Source organism: Aliivibrio wodanis, assembly GCF_052920805.1.
Genome location: NZ_JBREXA010000001.1, coordinates 1,672,502 through 1,691,888, shown reverse-complemented (window position 1 = coordinate 1,691,888; position 19,387 = coordinate 1,672,502). Strand labels below are relative to the sequence as shown.

General features: G+C 38.1%; 14 protein-coding genes. 5 read left to right on the top strand and 9 right to left on the bottom strand.

Translation table 11 applies throughout. From position 1 onward, the window contains the following. Positions 1-7 precede the first annotated feature (7 nt). From ACU5DF_RS07635 to ACU5DF_RS07615, 5 genes are all read right to left on the bottom strand, one after another. On the bottom strand, positions 8-733 hold the full coding sequence (locus ACU5DF_RS07635) for an immunity protein TsiV2 protein (RefSeq protein WP_446712416.1): 726 nt from the start codon (positions 731-733) through the stop codon (positions 8-10). After that, on the bottom strand, positions 720-1,046 hold the full coding sequence (locus ACU5DF_RS07630; RefSeq protein WP_446712415.1) for a hypothetical protein: 327 nt from the start codon (positions 1,044-1,046) through the stop codon (positions 720-722). The genes ACU5DF_RS07635 and ACU5DF_RS07630 overlap by 14 nt, the downstream gene beginning before the upstream one ends. Positions 1,047-1,084: 38 nt before the next feature. Continuing rightward, the gene (locus ACU5DF_RS07625; protein ID WP_446712414.1) at positions 1,085-1,810 is read right to left on the bottom strand and encodes an immunity protein TsiV2 protein; all 726 of its coding nucleotides are present in this window, start codon (positions 1,808-1,810) and stop codon (positions 1,085-1,087) included. After that, the gene (locus ACU5DF_RS07620) at positions 1,797-5,075 is read right to left on the bottom strand and encodes a T6SS effector BTH_I2691 family protein (RefSeq protein WP_446712413.1); all 3,279 of its coding nucleotides are present in this window, start codon (positions 5,073-5,075) and stop codon (positions 1,797-1,799) included. Before ACU5DF_RS07620 ends, ACU5DF_RS07625 begins: the two co-directional genes overlap by 14 nt. 546 nt (positions 5,076-5,621) lie before the next feature. Next, positions 5,622-6,815 carry an acetate/propionate family kinase gene (locus ACU5DF_RS07615; RefSeq protein WP_446712503.1) on the bottom strand — a complete coding sequence of 398 codons (1,194 nt, stop codon included), beginning with the start codon at positions 6,813-6,815 and terminating at the stop codon, positions 5,622-5,624. A gap of 295 nt (positions 6,816-7,110) precedes the next feature. Here ACU5DF_RS07615 and ACU5DF_RS07610 point away from each other — a divergent pair, with 295 nt between their 5' ends. Next, complete coding sequence (locus ACU5DF_RS07610) at positions 7,111-8,094, top strand: response regulator (protein WP_446712412.1); 984 nt, start codon at positions 7,111-7,113, stop codon at positions 8,092-8,094. Continuing rightward, the gene (locus ACU5DF_RS07605) at positions 8,094-9,056 is read left to right on the top strand and encodes a GGDEF domain-containing protein (protein WP_446712411.1); all 963 of its coding nucleotides are present in this window, start codon (positions 8,094-8,096) and stop codon (positions 9,054-9,056) included. Before ACU5DF_RS07610 ends, ACU5DF_RS07605 begins: the two co-directional genes overlap by 1 nt. Before the next feature lie 214 nt (positions 9,057-9,270). On the opposite strand, the gene malG is transcribed toward ACU5DF_RS07605, so the two are convergent. The 3 genes from malG to malE all read right to left on the bottom strand — a co-directional run bounded on the left by malG (position 9,271) and on the right by malE (position 13,103). Next, positions 9,271-10,161: a maltose ABC transporter permease MalG gene (gene malG / locus ACU5DF_RS07600; RefSeq protein WP_045104125.1), complete on the bottom strand. Its 891-nt coding sequence runs from the start codon at positions 10,159-10,161 to the stop codon at positions 9,271-9,273. 72 nt (positions 10,162-10,233) lie between these two features. Then, complete coding sequence (gene malF / locus ACU5DF_RS07595; protein WP_446712410.1) at positions 10,234-11,778, bottom strand: maltose ABC transporter permease MalF; 1,545 nt, start codon at positions 11,776-11,778, stop codon at positions 10,234-10,236. A 140-nt stretch (positions 11,779-11,918) separates the two neighbouring features. Further along, entirely contained in the window at positions 11,919-13,103 is a 1,185-nt protein-coding gene (gene malE, locus ACU5DF_RS07590; protein ID WP_045104127.1) for a maltose/maltodextrin ABC transporter substrate-binding protein MalE, read from the bottom strand. A 404-nt stretch (positions 13,104-13,507) separates the two neighbouring features. Between malE and malK the strand changes: the two genes are divergently transcribed. After that, entirely contained in the window at positions 13,508-14,617 is a 1,110-nt protein-coding gene (gene malK / locus ACU5DF_RS07585; RefSeq protein WP_045104128.1) for a maltose/maltodextrin ABC transporter ATP-binding protein MalK, read from the top strand. A 69-nt stretch (positions 14,618-14,686) separates the two neighbouring features. Next, positions 14,687-16,642, top strand: a complete 1,956-nt coding sequence (glgX, locus tag ACU5DF_RS07580; protein WP_446712409.1) for a glycogen debranching protein GlgX — start codon at positions 14,687-14,689, stop codon at positions 16,640-16,642. 329 nt (positions 16,643-16,971) lie between these two features. On the opposite strand, the gene ACU5DF_RS07575 is transcribed toward glgX, so the two are convergent. Next, positions 16,972-17,913: a chemotaxis protein CheV gene (locus ACU5DF_RS07575; RefSeq protein WP_446712408.1), complete on the bottom strand. Its 942-nt coding sequence runs from the start codon at positions 17,911-17,913 to the stop codon at positions 16,972-16,974. 197 nt (positions 17,914-18,110) lie between these two features. Here ACU5DF_RS07575 and sstT point away from each other — a divergent pair, with 197 nt between their 5' ends. Beyond that, the gene (sstT, locus tag ACU5DF_RS07570; protein ID WP_446712407.1) at positions 18,111-19,361 is read left to right on the top strand and encodes a serine/threonine transporter SstT; all 1,251 of its coding nucleotides are present in this window, start codon (positions 18,111-18,113) and stop codon (positions 19,359-19,361) included. Positions 19,362-19,387: the final 26 nt, after the last annotated feature.

Below are 19,387 nucleotides of genomic sequence, written 5' to 3'. Positions count from 1 at the left end.
AAATGAATCACTCTGCAACTTCATCTTGCTGATAAACAGGATGTTTATATTGATCATTTAATCTTTTTATTTTGACAATTTCCATTTCTGGGAAAAGTAATTTTAAATGGGATAACAATTCAGCTTTTTGTTCGAGGGTCTGAGTATATATATCACCTATATACCCATACGCACCTTTTTCAGGGATCGCTAATGACACCACTCCATCATTAATTATGTGAAAAACAACACTGCGTTCATCAATGAATATATGGCTCTTATCTACGGTTGACTGGAAATTTGTCATCCCAAATGACATGAGCGCAAAGGCACCTGCTCCAACAAAAGCCAATGGACCAAACATAAAGGCAACGATAATACAGACCACAATGCCAACCCAAGCAAAGCCTCGCGCAATTTTATAAGCCACCTCTGGGATCATGTATTGTTCAGTGTAATGAATCCCCATTGGAGTTAGGTGGTAGCAAAAATGTTTATCAGGAAAAAATAAATATCTTACGACCAGCATTCCAGCTATTGCACAACCTGTAAAAAACCAAAACTCGTTACTCCATAAAGGAATACTTTCAACACATATTAGAAATAAAGGTAAAAGCCAACCAATAACAGTAGCGACTCCCCAAACTACTAATTTATCCTTTAAGCCTCCTCCTATATCCTCCCAACTGTAGATAATTTTTGCCTGATATAGCTGCTCTTTTAATTGATCTATTTTTTCTTTAGACCCCATCATTCACCTCAACTTTAATAGTGCGAGTAATGTTATCTTTCCGTGCTGGTAATATAACAAGTTCACCTTGGCTATTACCTGAAGCAATATAGCCCAACATATCATGCTCTGATGCTTGCCAGTTAAAAGGCATATTAACTAAGACGCTAATGGTATCTCGGGTTGTGCCGCCTAAATCTAACCGATAGACTGGATTTCCCGTTTCATCTTTACTCCAAATACCATTTTGTTTATTTACTACCACCTCTGATTTTAATGAAGACGCCAAATAACTATATTTATTTTGTTCTGGTTTGTTAGGAGTATTAAAGAGCATTGTTTAACCTTATTGAATATCTGAGGCTTATAAATAAATCACTCAGCAACTTCATCTTGCTGATAAACAGGATGTTTATATTGGTCATTTAACCTTTTTATTTTGACAATTTCCATTTCTGGGAAAAGTGATTTTAAATGGGATAACAATTCAGCTTTTTGTTCGAGGGTCTGAGTATATATATCACCTATATACCCATACGCACCTTTTTCAGGGATCGCTAACGACACCACACCATCATTAATTATGTGAAAAACAACACTGCGTTCATCGATGAATATATGGCTCTTATCTACGGCTGACTGGAAATTCGTCATCCCAAATGACATGAGCGCAAAGGCCCCTGCACCAACAAAAGCCAATGGACCAAACATAAAGGCAACAATAATACAGACCACAATACCAACCCAAGCAAAGCCTCGTGCAATTTTATAAGCCACCTCTGGGATCATGTCTTGTTCAGTGTAATGAATCCCCATTGGAGTTAGGTGATAACAAAAATGTTTATCAGGAAAAAATAAATATCTTACGACCAGCATTCCAGCTATTGCACAACCTGTAAAAAACCAAAACTCGTTACTCCATAAAGGAATACTTTCAACACATATTAGAAATAAAGGTAAAAGCCAACCAATAACAGTAGCGACTCCCCAAACTACTAATTTATCCTTTAAGCCTCCTCCTATATCCTCCCAACTGTAGATAATTTTTGCCTGATATAGCTGCTCTTTTAATTTATCTATTTTTTCTTTAGAACTCATCATTCACCTCAACTTTAATAGTGCGGATGACGTTATCTTTCCGTGCTGGCAATATAACGAGTTCTCCCTTGCTACTACCTGAAGCAATATAGCCTAACTGATCATGCTCTGATGCTTGCCAGTTAAAAGGCATATTAACTAAGACGCTAATGGTATCTCGGGTTGTGCCGCCTAAATCTAACCGATAAACTGGATTTCCCGCTTCATCTTTACTCCAAACGCCATTTTGTTCGTTTACTACCACCTCTGATTTTAATGAAGACGCCAAATAACTATATTTATTTTGTTCTGGTTTACGCGTAACTTGTAAACCAATGGATTTACCTTTTGTGTGCATCGGTAAAGATATCTCTAATTGCCATTGTTGCCCCGCAGCGGAGCCATATATTGCTTTAGAAGGAGAGCTAGAAAATACTTTGTTGAGCCTTACTTGAGGCTTATGAATAATACGCTCCAGTCTGGCCAACTCATCAACGGCTTCCCAATGTTTTGCATCTTTCCCCCATGTGGAATGTAATAGCCACTTTTCTAGTTCAGTACGTTTAAAAGCATTGATAATTATAATCGAGATAAGAAAGAGAATAGACCCCACCATAAATGTAGTAAGAATCCAGGGCGCAATAATAGAACCGAGAAGACCAAATGAACGGAAAGTCCATCCTAAGCGACTAGAAATTAATGCAGTCAATTGACCTCCAAAGGCAATCGTTTGAATAACGGTAGAGAAACCCTTTAACCCATACCCAAACCGTTCCATCGGTGAATGACTCGTATCTTTAAATTTATCATAGCTCTCCCACGTCTCTAATCCTGTCGCGATTAAGCCAAATAAAGATACCGCAGCGGTAGTTTTGGCAAAGGTTTTAAGTGTTACAACCTCTGAAGCATTGGATGTTGTGATTGCTCGACTTAAACTCTTTTTAAGTAATTCTCCATCTGTAGCCATCTTACTCCACGCCACATCTCTCCAAACTGCGATAACAGCCGATACCGCATAACTCGTCGCATAGGTTGCTTCTCTAACCGCTGGGTTGGTCCATAAATCACTCTCTGGATGTTGTCCTACTTTATGGTGGATATTTTGAAGCACTGCAGCCGTATTCCAAAGGTTGAGGATGGCTACAATACCCCCCATCTTCCCCATTTTATTCCACGATGCTTGAACCGATTGTTTGCCTTGCAGCCAACTACGCTCTATTGCTTCATTGAGCATTTGCTTGGCGGCATTATTAATGGCTTCGTTTTTTAGCGTCACCATCCTTGGAAGTTCACTACTCAATAGCTTTTGCATTCTTTGTTGAGCGCTGCGCATGGTTTGTATTTGATGATTTTTCGGTGTAGGTTGCCCTGATGGGGTCTGACTGATTCGACGAATGAGCATCGCTTCTGCATTCACCTTTCGCTGCCACGCAGCAAATTGCACTGGATAATTTGGATTGTGAATCATAATCGCCTCTGGATTAACCAAAACTTCCAATATGACCAACCTTAAATTACTGATCATACCCTGAGGCGTTGTTGCTGTGTTCATTTGATGTGGAAACAATAAATTAGCGATCCCTCGCCAACTTTCTTTAGCCTGTCCTGTCACCGCATTTTGCAAAGCAGTAAAACTTAATTGAACAGGCTTTGCTAATGCTTTAAACCACTTATTATCTTGAATACGAATATCACCAGTAAAGCCTCCCCAATTAGCTATCGCACCTGATAATGCGATCATATCACCGGTACTATCCATAGAAAGAAGGTGATTATTCAGCTCTTTCACGTGATCGTTAAGCGCTTGAGAATTATCGTTCGAAAAACCCAACGAGGCTAAAGCAAACAGTGTTTTTGGGGAATCGAGGGAAAGTGCGTTTTCTAGGCTGGCATACTCCTTCTCGGTATTCACCGCTTGTTTTATTACCTGTAAATATTGGCTAATTAAACTTAATAAATAAGTAATATGCGCTTCATCTTGATTATCAATACCAATGACTAGCGGATCTGTTCCTAGTTGCTCAAATGCCTCCATAAAATCTTGATAAAGCATGGCAATACGCTTGTCTTGATCTTTAAGTTGAGTGTAGTGTTGAGTAAGAAACTCATCTAACTCATCCCAATTGACTTCATCACTGAATACCGAATTCTTTTCCCATGCAGTTTTCTGCTCATCACTGGGCGTAAAATTGTATCTCTCTTTTAGTTCAGAGTGTTTCTCTAACGCCTCTTCTTGAAGTGGGGTAAATGGGATATTACCAATGCTTGGATTTGACTCAAAAGCCGCAGACTCTTTATTTGCCAGAGATTGAATGGCTAGATATTCGGTTAACTGGCGTTCAAACTTCAATATCTTAATTTGGTCATCGTTAATTTGCTCTGGTAACTCCTCATGCTTTAACCTTACTCGACCAAGATTACGGGTAATTTCAGCCATTTGTAGTTTATAAAGATTATCTTCATCTTTGTGTATTGCACTGCGTAGTGTGATTTCTTCTGCAAGTGGTAAGAATAAATCGGATACATCCGCTAGAGGATCATCAAGCGCAATAAACATCCCACAATCTTGAGCTGGTAAATCGACTCGATAATCAACATCCCAACATCCTGGCTTATCTGCTACATGTTTAAAGCTGTTTGTTTGAGCTTCAGTTGAAGTTAATGGTGTGCAAGTCGAGTCAAAAATCCCTGTTGGAGCACCATCTACTCCTATATCTGCTGCATAGTGGCCAAGCTTAGAAGAAAGTCCTGCATGAGGATGAGCTAAGTCCGATTTAAATTGTTTTAAATTAACCTTACGCATCCATAATGAGCGATTAGATGTATGGGAGCGCATATGCTCACACAATCGCCATGTCCAACGTTGATGCGCAAATGCCATATAGAGCGTATTTTTCGCTGGGTACACTAAGCAACTCTTCGTTTCACCTTTACTACCTCGCTCATTAGCGGGCTTATCGGCTTCATCGTTTGACCAATCAATTTTAGTAAACTCATACCCTTCAATTTGATATTCATGAAACGTTGTATCTGTTTCATCATACACATACAACCAACCATCACGGAGTTGCCTTAACGTATATTGACGCTGCTGAGGCGTAAATCGACCTTTCCATTGCGTATCAGTACTTGGAAGTGGGTGCATTTGCCCCCCTTGTTCATCCATGTCATCCAAGGCATAGCGAACAGGAATAATGCCAATATCACTACGCTGAAAGGGGCACAAGCCAGCAGGACTTCTTACGTCACGGGTTGATGCGCACATAGCGGCTTTGTTGGCAGTACTCATTCGATACTCTTCCTTATATGTGTTTCATATTTATTCTGACTGGTTCCTAGCTAAAAACTAACAAGTCAGATTCCTGTTAAATCAAGATGTGAAAACTCTATATAGGAGAGAAATAAGACACAATGAAATCACACACTTTAAGGCTGAAAAATAAAATTGCCCCGAGAAGGTTCACACTTTGAATGAAAGAAATTGTAGGAAGCTGGCTAGTTTTATTTACGAAATTGGATAGGACTTATCAATAATAAAATCAATAAGATGCAAAAATCAACGCTAATTATCAACAAGCCTTTCCTTTGCATGAACATGTAATAACAAATCCAAAAAACAAAAAAAGCGAGCCATCATAGCTCGCTTTTTAATATTCTATATATTATACCAATCGTAGTAAATAACTGATCGCTCTAGCTTGTTAAAATGCTCGATAACTACGTTAGAATTTTTGATTGTAGAATAACTACTTATCGAAAAATTCTGCCTTATTCTCAAGCATTTTTCCTTCGCTATTTCTGATCACTTACTTACTGTGATTGGTATTAGAAGAACTTACAGCAGTTCAACTGATTGTTGAGCAATTACAAATTCTTCGTTAGTTGGGATAACCATGGCTACAGCATTTAGCATTTCTGATTTAGCAATAATGCCATCAGCGCCAAAACGAGCACCTTCGTTACCAGCAACGTCTTCAACAAAACCAAGAATTTTAAGGTTGTTTAAGATTTCACGACGAATTGGTAATGAGTTCTCACCGATACCACCAGTAAAGATGATGCCATCTAGAGAATCTAACGCAGCTAGGTAAGAAGCTACGTATTTAGCTACACGGTATGTGAACACTTGGAATGCTAATGTTGCACCTTCGTGACCTTCTTCCATCGCTTCAAGGATACCACGAGCATCACTTGTTAGACCGGACACCCCTAAGAAACCAGACTCTTTGTTTAGAGAATTAAATACTTGCTCTTGTGACCAACCTTTCTTAAGTAGGTACTCAATGATACCTGGATCTAAGTCACCACAACGTGTACCCATCATTAGGCCAGAAAGTGGAGTAAAGCCCATTGATGTATCAACACTGTTACCGTCTTTAATTGCACACACTGATGCGCCATTACCTAGGTGAACTGAGATAAAGCTAGATTCTTCGATTGGCTTGTTAATCATTTTCGCAGCTTCACGGCTTACAAAATAATGGCTTGTACCGTGGAAACCGTAGCGACGAACACCAAAATCAGTATATAGTTCTTTAGCAATAGCACCTGTGTATGCTCGCTTAGGCATAGTTTGGTGGAAAGCTGTGTCAAATACCGCAAATTGAGGAAGAGAAGGGAAGGCTTCAACAGCAGCACGGATACCAATAGCACCCGCTGGATTATGTAATGGAGCAAGGTCTGATAGGCTTTCAATCTCTGCCGTGACTTCTTCAGAAATACGTACTGTCTCCGTAAATTTCTCTCCGCCATGAACGATACGATGACCAATAGCAACGATACCATCAGTAAAACCTAACTCTTCAGTTAACCCTACTAATTTACCAATTGCGATTTTATGGTGGTTCTCTTCGCCTTCAATGGCGATTTCAGTTTTCTGTCCCTGATACTTCCAGCTCATACGAGCATCTTCCAGACCAAAACACTCACCAAGTCCACTTAATACTGCATCACCAGAAGCAGAATCGATAACAGCAAACTTTAGTGAAGAGCTGCCTGAATTGATAACTAATACGTATTCGTTGTTCATCATTATTCTCTTTTTATAAACTGTAGGATACACATATATTTGTGCCTTTTGTTACACCCCTATTATTCAACTTTTTTTTAATTATTCAACTTTTGTTTCCCTTTACACCCATTTTATCTCTCAAATCTTTGCTTCAGATCAATTCCCACCCATTTACCTCATGGCATCCTAAATAATTCGAACTTTAAAATGTTAACTAAGTCTTATAAATACAATGTTTACTTCTGAACTGGTTGATTTTACATAGCATAAGAACAAGAATGGTATACCGTCTGTTTTTTGACTTATGAATGACATGAATATATTAATTTGCGATGACTCTGCTATCGCCCGAAAAGCACTCTCAAGCAACATCGCATTATCTTCTAATAGTACTCTCTTCCATGCTGAGAATGGTAAAGAAGGGTTGCGTATAATAAGAGATAACCCTATTGATATACTCTTCCTTGATCTTACTATGCCCGTTCTGGATGGTTTTGGAGTTCTTAATCACCTTCCTGTAAATAAGCATCCAACTCAAATAATTGTCATATCAGGTGACATTCAACAGAAAGCTAAACAACGTTGCTACCAACTCGGAGCTCATGAATTTATAGAGAAACCATTTAAACCAGAAGAAATTGCAGATGTTCTTCTTCGATATGGTATCCCCGTTGCTCAAAAGTTAGCGCATCTCCGCCCTAAATATGAATTAAGTGAACACGATGTTATCACTAACATAAAAGAGATTAGTAATGTAGCACTTGGAACCAGTGCCGCACTGATTTCTGAACAGTTTGATCGCTTTATTGACATGCCACTGCCGAATGTAGCCTCACTCCATCACTCTGAATTACAAATGACACTTCAAGATATTGTTAATAATTCTGAGTATCGCGCAATATCACAACGATTTGTTGGTAACGGAATTAATGGTGAAGCCTTAGTTTGCCTACAAGGAAGTGATTTATCGAAGCTTATTGAGAATGAGGATGAGGAAGTTACAGAAAATGAAGCTATTTTAGATATCTCAAATTTATTGGTTTCTTCATTTTTATCTTCATTCAATAAGCAACTGGATATTACAGTATCATTACGTCAACCTATTGTTTTAGAAACTGAGCAATTGAAAGTGGCCTTAAAAGAAGAGGGTTCATTTCTCAGTGGTTATGACACCAACATTTTCACGATTGAATTTGTATATTCAGCTGAAACATTGAATTTAAAATGTGATGTTATTTTTTTAATGGATAATGATTCACTAAGCTCAATCAAATCAACGTTAGAGAGTGTATTATAATGAATACTGATATGAGTGATTTTCACTGGGCAATGCAAGTAATTGGTGACCTAGATGCGGGGTTAATTGTATTGGACGAAGATTATCAAGTCTGTGCCTGGAATGCATTTATGCAATCATACAGTGGGATTACTTCTGACAAAATCTTAGGTAAAAATATTTTTTCTGTGATCCCTGATTTACCTGAAACATGGTTTAGAAAAAAAGTAAATACGGCCTTTAAGCTTAATACGCGTGGTTTTTCTTGCTGGGAAGACCGACCTTACCTATTCAGGTTTAAGAATTTCACTCCGATATCAAATAGCTTAACTGAGATGCGACAAAATATTACATTTTCACCTTTAACCTCTCTCAATGGCAAAGTATCTCATATAAGTATAGTGATCAATGATGTTACTGATATTGCTAAAAATAAACTCCATTTAGAGCAATCAAATGAGCAACTTTCAACCCTAAGCAAAACAGATGGACTAACTAGATTATTTAATCGTGCATATTGGGAATCTTGTTTACAACGTGAATTTGAACAATCAATCATATCTGGATGTATGTCTTCTGTTGTCATTTTTGATATTGACCACTTCAAATGTGTAAATGATACCTATGGCCATACCGTTGGTGATGATGTAATTAGAAATGTAGCAGAATTACTGCGTAAAACTTCTCGTAATACCGATATTTGTGGGCGTTATGGCGGTGAGGAATTTACCGTTATCCTTCCTAGCTCCAATGCAGAGCAAGCTTTGTACTTTGCTGAACGGTTACGTAAAAGAATTGAAAAAGCTATCGTTAAGTGTGAAGGTAATGAGGTTAAATATAAAATCAGCCTAGGTATCTGCGAGTTAACCCCCCATTTAAAAGACTATTTAACTTGGTTAGAAATGGCAGATAAGGCTCTCTATTATTCAAAAGAAAATGGTCGAAATCAATCTACCATTTTTTCGAAAAATCTTATCTCTTAGAACATCAATCGAAGTAATTAAACTAAATAAAAAGCCTGAGTGAAAACACTCAGGCTTTGATTACAAAAAGTAAAGTTATATCCTATAACACTTACCCAGCTATGCGTAATGCCAATACTGTGCTGAACACTTTATTGATCGGCGACCAAACCATCATAAAGCTCTTCACACAAGTGGACCCTGCCCAAAAATGTACGGGTCCATATAATTATCGTTATCCTTTCACACCACCAGCTGTCAAACCACCCACAAGAAACTTCTGAGCAAGTAAGAAAACCAATGTAATAGGTAATGCTGATAATACCGCAGCGGCCGCAAAATCACCCCATAAATAGTTCTGAGGGTACAAATACTGTTGCATACCAACCGCTAATGTGTATGAGTTTACATCAGAAAGCAGTAAAGATGCCACTGGTACTTCAGTAATAACACCAATAAATGACAAAATAAATACAACGGCCAGAATCGGCACCGACAATGGTAACAATACTAAGCGGAATGCCTGCCATGGTGTTGCCCCATCTAACGCAGCTGCTTCTTCTAATGAGTTATCTATAGTTTCAAAGTAACCTTTGATTGTCCAAACGTGTAATGCTATTCCGCCTAAATAAGCAAAGACTAAGCCACCATGAGTATTTAAACCTAAAAATGGAATATATTGACCTAACTTATCAAACAATGCATATAAAGCAACAAGTGCTAATACTGCTGGGAACATTTGGAAAATCATCATACCTTTGAGTATAGTCTCTTTTCCTTTAAAACGTAGTCGAGCAAATGCATAAGCACTGGTTGTCGAGAGTGCTACAATTAAAATAGAGCTGATAGCAGCAACTTTAATTGAGTTCCATAGCCAAGTTAATACTGGGAATGGAGGCTGTGTTGTTGAACCATCAGCATGTTCGACAGCAATACCAAGTGCTAATTTCCAATGCTCTAGCGATGGATTTTCAGGAATAATACTCCCTGTTGCAAAATTACCCTCACGAAACGAAATAGTAATAACCATAAGTAGTGGAAAAATAATCATTGCTAGGAAAATCCACATGGCTACATGAGTTGCCCATACACGATATTTTAAGTTTTGTCCTTGAACCATTGCCATATCAATGAATCCTTATTTATTGGGTATATTTAGTAGCTACATATTAATTTTTAATACATAGCTACTTAATTATTAATTATTTGATAATTTAGTAAAACGTAGGTTCAGTAACGCTAAGCCACCAACCAGTAAGAAAATAAGTGTTGCAATTGCACTTGCTAAACCAAAGTCTTGGCCACCACTGCCTTCAAATGCGATTCGGTAAGTATAACTTACTAGTAAATCTGTATAACCGGCAGGCTCTGTTGTACCTATCATGTTTGGCCCACCTTTGGTTAATAACGCAATCATAACAAAGTTATTAAAGTTAAAGGCAAAGGCAGCAATCAGTAGTGGAGTTAATGGTTTCACCATCATTGGCACTGTAATTTTAAGAAAGTTCTGAAGTGGCCCTGCACCATCAATTGCTGATGCTTCATATAGATCTTCCGGTATTGATTTTAATAAACCCATACATAAGATCATCATATAAGGGAAACCTAACCAGGTATTCACTATCAAAACCATCACTTTTGCCGTGAACGGGTCAGAGAACCAATTAGGCTGAATACCAAACATGCTATCAAGCAGCATATTAATTTCACCGAAACTTTGGTTAAACAAACCACGGAATATCAAGATCGAAATAAACGCGGGAACGGCATAAGGCAGAATGAGAAGCAAACGATATACTGCACGACCTTTAAGCTCTTCCCACTGTACGACAGCAGCAAGTACTAAACCGATCGCTAATGTGAAAACCACGGTACAAGTTGCAAAAATAACAGTCCAGATAAAGATACTAATAAAGGGTTCTTTAATACCGTCATCTTTCCAAATACGTTCAAAATTTGCAGTTCCAACATTCACAACAAACCCCGGAGAAACAGGGTCACCAACAAAAACATCGTTATCATTTACTTCTTGATAAAAACCTGTTTCATGATTTGCTTTAAAGTAGGTTTCTGTTTTTTTGTTGTATAACGTTTCCCCATCATCTTGTAATACAAACAATGGACCAACTGCAGCAAACTTACGTAAGCCACTCATCTTAATTTCCTCGCCTGATGGCATAGATAAGGTAATTAAGTTTAAGCTAGGACGCTTAGCAATGATCTCTTTGATCTTCGCTTTTTTTCCTTTTACGGTTTCTACAGATTTAAGATCTAGATGACGCTCAACCGCCTCTGAAATCTGAAAAGTATCAGTCGCTAATAGTTGACCTGAATCTTTAATGGTTAAGACATAACCATCACCTTGATTCATTAATTGAAACTTATAACTTTTACCACTTTGGTAAGTCTTGGATAAATGAACCGTTTGAGCACGCTCTAAGGTAACTTGGTTCGTTGCACTGTAGTTGGTAAATGCCAACCCAATAGTGTAAACCAAGGGAAATATAATGAACAAAATCATGCCAGCGATACCGGGATAAGTATATCGATGAGCGTATGTTTTTTTACTACCAAATACATAAACGGCTAACGATGCTAATACAAGCGTTAACATTGCAAATGCAGTTTCACCACGAGAATACATAAGTACGCATACATAGCCATTTATCGCAGCAATAGAAGACAATAAGCCCCATTTTGCAAGTGATTTTAGATTTGTGTGCGAAGCGACTGCTGTTGTCATAAGCTCCAAGACCTTTTTAAAAATACCAACCTAGTAAGTCAATTAAATTGAACAACAGACTTACTATGATGAGTATTAGAGAATAATTTGTTAAGTTAAGAATAGAGAAGAAGCTCATGCTCCTCCTCTCTAATTTATTTTTACTTAGTCATGCGCTGTTCAGCAGCAGATAAAGCGTCTTTAATGCTCTGACGACCGTCAACTACGTTTCCTAATGCCTCTTCCATGCTGTACCAGAAAGTAGTGAATTGTGGAATATTTGGCATGATTTCACCGTTCATTGCATTATCCATTGTTGCTGCAATGCGAGGATCATTACCTAGTTGCTCTTGGAATGAATTTAAAGCAACTGCGCCTAGTGGTTTATCATCATTTAAGCTCTTCAAGCCTTCATCTGTTAATAAGTAACTTTCGAAGAATTCAACAGCTAGGTCTTTATTCGGAGACACGGCACTAATACCACCAACCCAAACACCAACGAATGGTTTAGACGCTTGACCATGGAACTTAGGCAATGTAGTTACACCATAATCGATACCCGCTTTTTCGATGTTTGCCCAGCCCCAAGGACCATTAATCATCATTGCTACGTTGCCTTTGACAAACTCAGATTCTGCTACTGAGTAATCCATATCTGCAGAAATAGTTTTATCTTTTACCATTGTTTCGATGAAGCCCATCGCATCTTGAACACCTTTTTGGTTCACACCTGCGTTCTTGATGTCATAGCCTTCTGCTGTTTTTTCAAATGCGTAGCCACCGTCAGCCGCTAATAGAGGCCAAGTGAAGTAAGCACCACCACGTAAAGGCCACATGATCGCTTTTTGATCATTTTTCATTAATTTTTTATCTAATGCTGGAATGTCTTCCCAATTTTTTGGTGGCGTTTTCACCAATGCTTTGTTGTAGATAAGCGATACAGATTCGATTGCTACTGGGTAAGCAATTGTCTTACCTTTGTAATCTACCGCATCCCATGCAAAATCAACAATTTCAGATTTCAATTCATCTGATGGCTTAATTTCAGCTAAAAGACCAGCCTCAGCAAAACCACCAAAACGGTCGTGAGCATAGAAAATCATGTCTGGACCATCACCAGCGGCCGCTACTTGAGCAAATTTTTCTTCCGCTTTATCAGGGAAAGCAACGGTTACTTTAATCCCTGTATCTTCTTCAAAACGTTTACCTACTTCAGCCATACCTTCATATGCTTTATCGCCAGTTACCCAGATAGTAAGTTGACCTTCTTCGATTGCAGCAGAAGCGTTAATTGAACCAAGAGCTGCCATTGTGCAAAGTGCGACAGTACTGAGGACTTTTTTCATTGTGAATCCTTCCTTTATAATTAGCGAATCATCCGTAGGGTTGAAATAAAGTTGGTGATGATTCAGTTTTCAGGCTGTATTCTCATGAATTATTACCTTTAATTCATCCTCCTACTCCCTACGCCTTTTTCTTACTCAACAAAAATCGTGATCTCAGTCGACTTATGCCTTGCGCCACCTCACAAAAGACGCGCCAAACGAGATCACCTTCACATTGAAATTTAAAAAAACTTTGAACTCCATCGATATTTTCAAAAAATGTGACCTAGGTACTCCTCCCCCCTACTCCCCCAAAAAAAAGCAGAAGGAGGAGGATGACGTAATCTCATTTTTACTGAAGAATGACACCATAAAGCTAATTAGCTAATCGTATTTAAAATTGAAATATAATGAGGATGGACACAATGACGAGTGTCACTTTACGTAACGTTTGTAAAGCCTACGGCGACGTTAAAATATCGAAAAACATTGATTTAGACATAAACTCAGGAGAGTTCGTTGTTTTTGTTGGGCCGTCTGGCTGTGGTAAGTCAACCTTATTACGCTGTATTGCAGGCTTAGAAGACATTACTTCTGGTGATTTATACATGGGTGACAAGCGTATGAATGACATCGAGCCTTCTAAGCGTGGTGTCGGCATGGTATTCCAATCTTATGCTCTTTATCCACACCTAAACTTATTTGATAACATGTCTTTTGGTTTAAAATTAGCTAAAGCAGATAAGAATGAAGTGAAAAAGCGAGTTGATCATGCTGCTGATATTCTTCAACTAGGTCACTTGCTAGAGCGCCAACCAAAAGCCCTTTCTGGGGGTCAACGTCAGCGTGTTGCTATCGGTCGTACTTTAGTGTCTCAACCAGATGTTTTTCTTCTTGATGAGCCTCTATCAAACCTAGATGCCGCACTACGTGTTCAAATGCGTATTGAAATTGCTAAACTGCATAAAAAACTTGGTTGTACCATGATCTATGTAACTCATGATCAAGTAGAAGCAATGACAATGGCTGAAAAAATAGTGGTCCTTGATGGGGGTTATGTTTCTCAAGTGGGAGCCCCACTAGAATTATACCATTACCCTAAAAACCGTTTTGTTGCAGGGTTTATTGGCTCACCTAAAATGAACTTTATGAGTGTGTTCATTGAAGATGTTGAAAAAAACCAAGTCAAAGTACAATTTAAAAATGGCTCTTCATTCTGGATCCCAGTAGATGGAACACATGTCACTCGTGGAGAAAGAATGTCTTTAGGGATCCGCCCTGAACACTTAGTTGCCGCAGAAGATAGCGATGCTGTTATTGAAGGTGATGTTCTTGTTGTTGAAAAATTGGGATATGAAACACAAATTTATTTAACAATTGAAGATGGTGATGCCGATATGATATACCGTGTACCTGATACTGCTTTAGTAGAGGCAGGAGATGCTTTCTCTGTTGGTATACCAGCCCATCGTTGTCACTTATTCCATGATGACGGAAAAGCATGCCAAAGGCTCTATAAAGAAGCCGGCGCTTAACAGACATTAATTTATTATTACAAAGCCCAACAATGAATTGGGCTTTTGTTGTTTATTCAGAGGTATATTGTGAACACACATCATGCATTTCCGCACCCTTTAGGTGCAACTCTTACTTCCCATGGATGTAACTTTTCAGTTCACCATACTTCTCAATACCCAGTATCATTAATTATCTTTAATGATGATGGCACTTACCATGAATATCCATTCACTGAAGAGTATGGTTCAATCAAATATACGTTTATTGAGGGAATTACTGAAAACACTATCTATGGTTTTCAAATCCTTCAGAAAAACAAGGCTCTTCTTTTACTCGACCCTTATGCGAAAGCATTAAAGAATCCCCCTCACTATCAAGTACCTTACACAGAAGAACAAAGTTGGGAGCTTGCTCAATGTGTTGTGGTAAATGATAATTTTGATTGGCAGGAAACTAAAAAGCCATCAATTTCTCGTTCTGAAACTATTTTATTAGAAACTCATGTTAAAGGATTTACTCTACTTAATTCAAAAGTTAATGAGGAAGTCCGTGGTACTTATCTTGGTTTAGCTGACCCAGCAACAATCAATCATTTAAAGCAGCAAGGTATTACTACTGTTCAGCTACTCCCTGTTGCTGCTTGTATGCATGAACCACACTTGCTTGAAATGGATATGGTGAACTATTGGGGTTATAACCCAATCTCTTTTATGGCTCCTGACCCAAGATATGCACACCAAGATGCAGTAACAGAATTCAAGACAGCAGTTCGAGAGCTGCATAAAAATAATATTGAAGTCATTTTAGATGTGGTATACAACCATACTGCCGAAGGTGGAAATGGCGGGACAATTTTTAATTTAAAAGGCCTAGACCAAGATTATTATCTTCACCATCATGGCAATTACACCAATTATACTGGGTGTGGTAATACTTTAGATATCACTCATCAGCCAAGTCTAAATCTAGTGATGGATACCTTAAGATATTGGGTAGAACACTACCATATTGACGGGTTTCGCTTTGATTTAGCTGCTACATTAGGTCGTGAGTATGATCAATTTAATCCTAACAATGCTTTTTTCAAAGCCGTCGCTCAAGATCCTATTCTTCAAAAAGTAAAATTAATTGCAGAACCTTGGGATATTGGTCCTAATGGTTACCAGGTCGGACAGTTTCCCGATGGCTGGAATGAATGTAGCGATAAGTTTCGAGATACCATCAAAAGTTTTTGGCGTGGAGAGCAAAACTATCTTAAATCTGTCGCTACGCGTTTAATGGGTTCTAGAGATCTAGTCAGCGCCTCTCGCTGGCCTCATAAGTTGCCAGTAAACTACATAAGCTACCATGATGGATTCACCCTACAAGACCTTGTAAGCTACAAAGAGCGTCATAACTATGCTAATGGTGAAGAGAATAGAGATGGACACGGCGATAATCGTTCTGATAACTATGGTATTGAAGGTGTAACTGATAATCCAAGAATCATTGCTCTTCGTGAAAAGCAGAAGCGTAATATGATGACAACTTTGTTATTTAGTTTTGGTATCCCACATCTTTTAGCTGCGGATGCATGCTCACACACTCAACAAGGCAATAATAATGCTTACTGCCAAGACAGCGATATTAGTTGGGTTAAATGGGATTTAGATAAAACAGCTCAAGAGTTTTCTATATGGCTTGCTGCAATGAATCATGCAAGGCAAACTCATATGGTGCCAATTATCAATGCTTTCAGTGGCACAAAAAGATCACAACAAAAAGTAGAATGGTATACCCCGGAAGGTAATAATATGACACATAGTGATTGGCATGGCGCTGAATCATTATGTCTTCACCTTAATATTTACGATGGTGAAAAAGAACTGCTTATCCTAATCAATCAATCAAATGTGCCAACTCGTTTTGAGTTACCAAAGCCGACAAAACACTCTCGTTGGTCACTAATTTGTAATACTCAACATACGAGTCTAAAACCAAAACAAGTTGTATTTGATTACAGCCTATCTCCATTATCTATTGCTGTATTTCACGCAGAATAGGAAATAAAAAAGGAGGCAATTAGCCTCCTTTTTTTTACTTCCACCAAGTTAATCTAACTCAGCTTCAGATTTTACACGTCCTTTGTGATATGTCCTATACGCTAAAGCCATCAGCGTAATTAGTAATTTGGAAGTCATCCAGATCATATACGAACAATCTACCTTAAAAAATTGATGTGTAAAAAGACAAAGTCTCTAGTTAAAAATTTCATCTTACTGAATCTAAGACAGAACAACACTATCAAAAAATAACAAGATTGTCACAATCTACATACAAAACGACGTACCATTTCATTTATATTGTAAGCTTTTCGGTTAAATTTATAAAGCTATATAATTTGTGCAAGGCGTTCTTGTACAACACCAACAATTAAATCTGGCTGAAATTTAGAAATAAATCGATCACACCCGACTTTTTCTACCATCGCATCATTAAAGCTACCACTTAGCGAAGTATTTAGAGTAATAAATAAATCACTCATTCTAGGATCCGTTCTGATCTCATGTGTTAATTTATAGCCGTCCATCTCTGGCATTTCAGCATCGGTAATCATTAATAAGATCTCATCAGTAACCACCTTACCTTCATCACACCAGCCTTTTAATAAATTTAGAGCTTGCCTACCATCACTTTTTTCTATTACTTCAAGTCCCAATTGTTGAAGTGTATTTCTAACCTGCGTACGAGCTGTACTTGAATCATCAACAATCAAAACTTTGCGTCCGTGCATATGATTAACAAGCTTTTGGTCTAATACTCCTTCTGAAATTGAAATATCGTATTCAATTATTTCAGCCAGTACTTTTTCAACATCAATAATTTCAACAATACGTGTTGTATTGGGTTCAACTTCAACTTGCGTAATTGCAGTAAGAAAATTATGACGACCCACTGTTTTTGGTGGTGGTTGAATATCAGCCCAAGTCGTATTGATAATATTTTGAACTTGACCAACTAAGAAGCCTTGAGTTGTTCGATTATATTCAGTAATTATTAATGTTGTTTCTTCATTATCCCCCATTGCTTTCATACCAATAGCACCACGTAAATCAATAACTGGTACTGATTCACCACGTAAGCTTGCTACACCAGAAATATGATAATGAGATCCCGGCAGCCTAGTTAACTTAGGTACTTTAAGAATTTCTTTTACTTTAAAGACATTGATCGCGAAAATTTGAGTGGTGTTTAGCTTAAAAAGCAACAATTCCAATCGATTTTCACCCACTAGCTGGGTTCGCTGATCAACACTATTTAACATTCCACTCATCGATTACACCCACTTAAAAATAAAAATACACTAACAATATAGTTAGTAAATGTTTTTATAGCACACTAATGCTATATATTATCGGCAATTTTGAGAACTCTTTAACAAGTTGGTGCAAAAAAATAGACAATAATGTTACCATTCCCAAAATAAGCATCAGATAAGATGTGTGTTGTACTAAATCTAAGGAATTTTCTATGCCTCAAACACAGCCCCAACCGCTACTCGTTCGTATGATGAATACTAACATCGTTATACAAATCCTTATTGGTATTATAGCAGGTGTTACTCTAGCTACATTATCACCAGATCTTGCAGTATCAGCAGGTCTCTTTGGTCAACTGTTCGTAAGTGCACTAAAAGCTATTGCTCCTATTCTAGTTTTTATCTTAGTCGCATCTTCTATTGCTAATCAAAAACGCGGACAAGATTCAAACATGAAACCTGTTGTGGTTTTATATTTAGTCGGTACCTTTTGTGCTTCATTAACCGCAGTGGGTATGAGCTTCCTTTTTCCGACAACTCTCTCTCTAGTTACTGATGCTGCCACTAATAGTGCCCCAGAAGGGATTGCTGAAGTTCTTCATACATTACTATTCAAAATCATTGATAACCCAATCAATGCAATCATGACTGGTAATTTTATTGGTATTTTGGGTTGGGCTGTTGCACTTGGACTTGGACTTCATTCAGCATCTGATGCAACAAAGAAAGTATTTATTGATCTTTCAAACTGTATTTCAAGTATTGTGACGGTTGTTATCCGTTTCGCACCTATTGGTATCTTTGGCTTAGTATCAAATACTTTTGCTGAAACTGGTTTTGATGCACTGGCTGGTTACTCGCACCTATTAGCAGTACTACTTGGCTCAATGGTATTTATTGCTCTTGTTGTTAATCCATTGATCGTATTTATTCGTACTAAACGTAATCCATACCCACTAGTGTTCTTGTGTCTACGTGAGAGCGGCGTAACAGCATTCTTCACACGAAGCTCTGCCGCAAACATTCCAGTTAATATGGCACTATGTGAGCGTCTGAATTTACATAAAGACACTTACTCAGTATCAATCCCACTTGGTGCAACAATTAACATGGCCGGTGCTGCGATTACTATCACAGTGCTTACATTGGCTGCGGTTCATACTGTTGGCGTAACGGTAGATTTACCAACAGCAGTACTTCTTAGTCTTGTTGCTGCAGTCTCTGCATGTGGGGCATCTGGCGTTGCTGGTGGTTCACTACTTCTAATTCCATTAGCATGTAGCTTATTTGGTATTCCTAACGAAGTTGCAATGCAAGTTGTTGCTATCGGCTTCATCATTGGCGTAGTACAAGATTCTGCAGAAACGGCACTAAACAGCTCAACAGATGTTATTTTCACAACTGCTGCTTGTCGCAAAGCGGATAATCCATACAAGCCACTAGTTCAAACATCAAATTCTTAACCAAAATTAAGAATTAAAATCAAAAA

Coding starts and splice junctions, on each gene's coding strand:
- ACU5DF_RS07635 (WP_446712416.1), bottom strand. CDS start 733: ATGATGGGGTCTAAAGAAAAAATAGATCAATTAAAAGAGCAGCTATAT.
- ACU5DF_RS07630 (WP_446712415.1), bottom strand. CDS start 1,046: ATGCTCTTTAATACTCCTAACAAACCAGAACAAAATAAATATAGTTAT.
- ACU5DF_RS07625 (WP_446712414.1), bottom strand. CDS start 1,810: ATGATGAGTTCTAAAGAAAAAATAGATAAATTAAAAGAGCAGCTATAT.
- ACU5DF_RS07620 (WP_446712413.1), bottom strand. CDS start 5,075: ATGAGTACTGCCAACAAAGCCGCTATGTGCGCATCAACCCGTGACGTA.
- ACU5DF_RS07615 (WP_446712503.1), bottom strand. CDS start 6,815: ATGAACAACGAATACGTATTAGTTATCAATTCAGGCAGCTCTTCACTA.
- ACU5DF_RS07610 (WP_446712412.1), top strand. CDS start 7,111: ATGAATATATTAATTTGCGATGACTCTGCTATCGCCCGAAAAGCACTC.
- ACU5DF_RS07605 (WP_446712411.1), top strand. CDS start 8,094: ATGAATACTGATATGAGTGATTTTCACTGGGCAATGCAAGTAATTGGT.
- malG (WP_045104125.1), bottom strand. CDS start 10,161: ATGGCAATGGTTCAAGGACAAAACTTAAAATATCGTGTATGGGCAACT.
- malF (WP_446712410.1), bottom strand. CDS start 11,778: ATGACAACAGCAGTCGCTTCGCACACAAATCTAAAATCACTTGCAAAA.
- malE (WP_045104127.1), bottom strand. CDS start 13,103: ATGAAAAAAGTCCTCAGTACTGTCGCACTTTGCACAATGGCAGCTCTT.
- malK (WP_045104128.1), top strand. CDS start 13,508: ATGACGAGTGTCACTTTACGTAACGTTTGTAAAGCCTACGGCGACGTT.
- ACU5DF_RS07575 (WP_446712408.1), bottom strand. CDS start 17,913: ATGAGTGGAATGTTAAATAGTGTTGATCAGCGAACCCAGCTAGTGGGT.
- sstT (WP_446712407.1), top strand. CDS start 18,111: ATGCCTCAAACACAGCCCCAACCGCTACTCGTTCGTATGATGAATACT.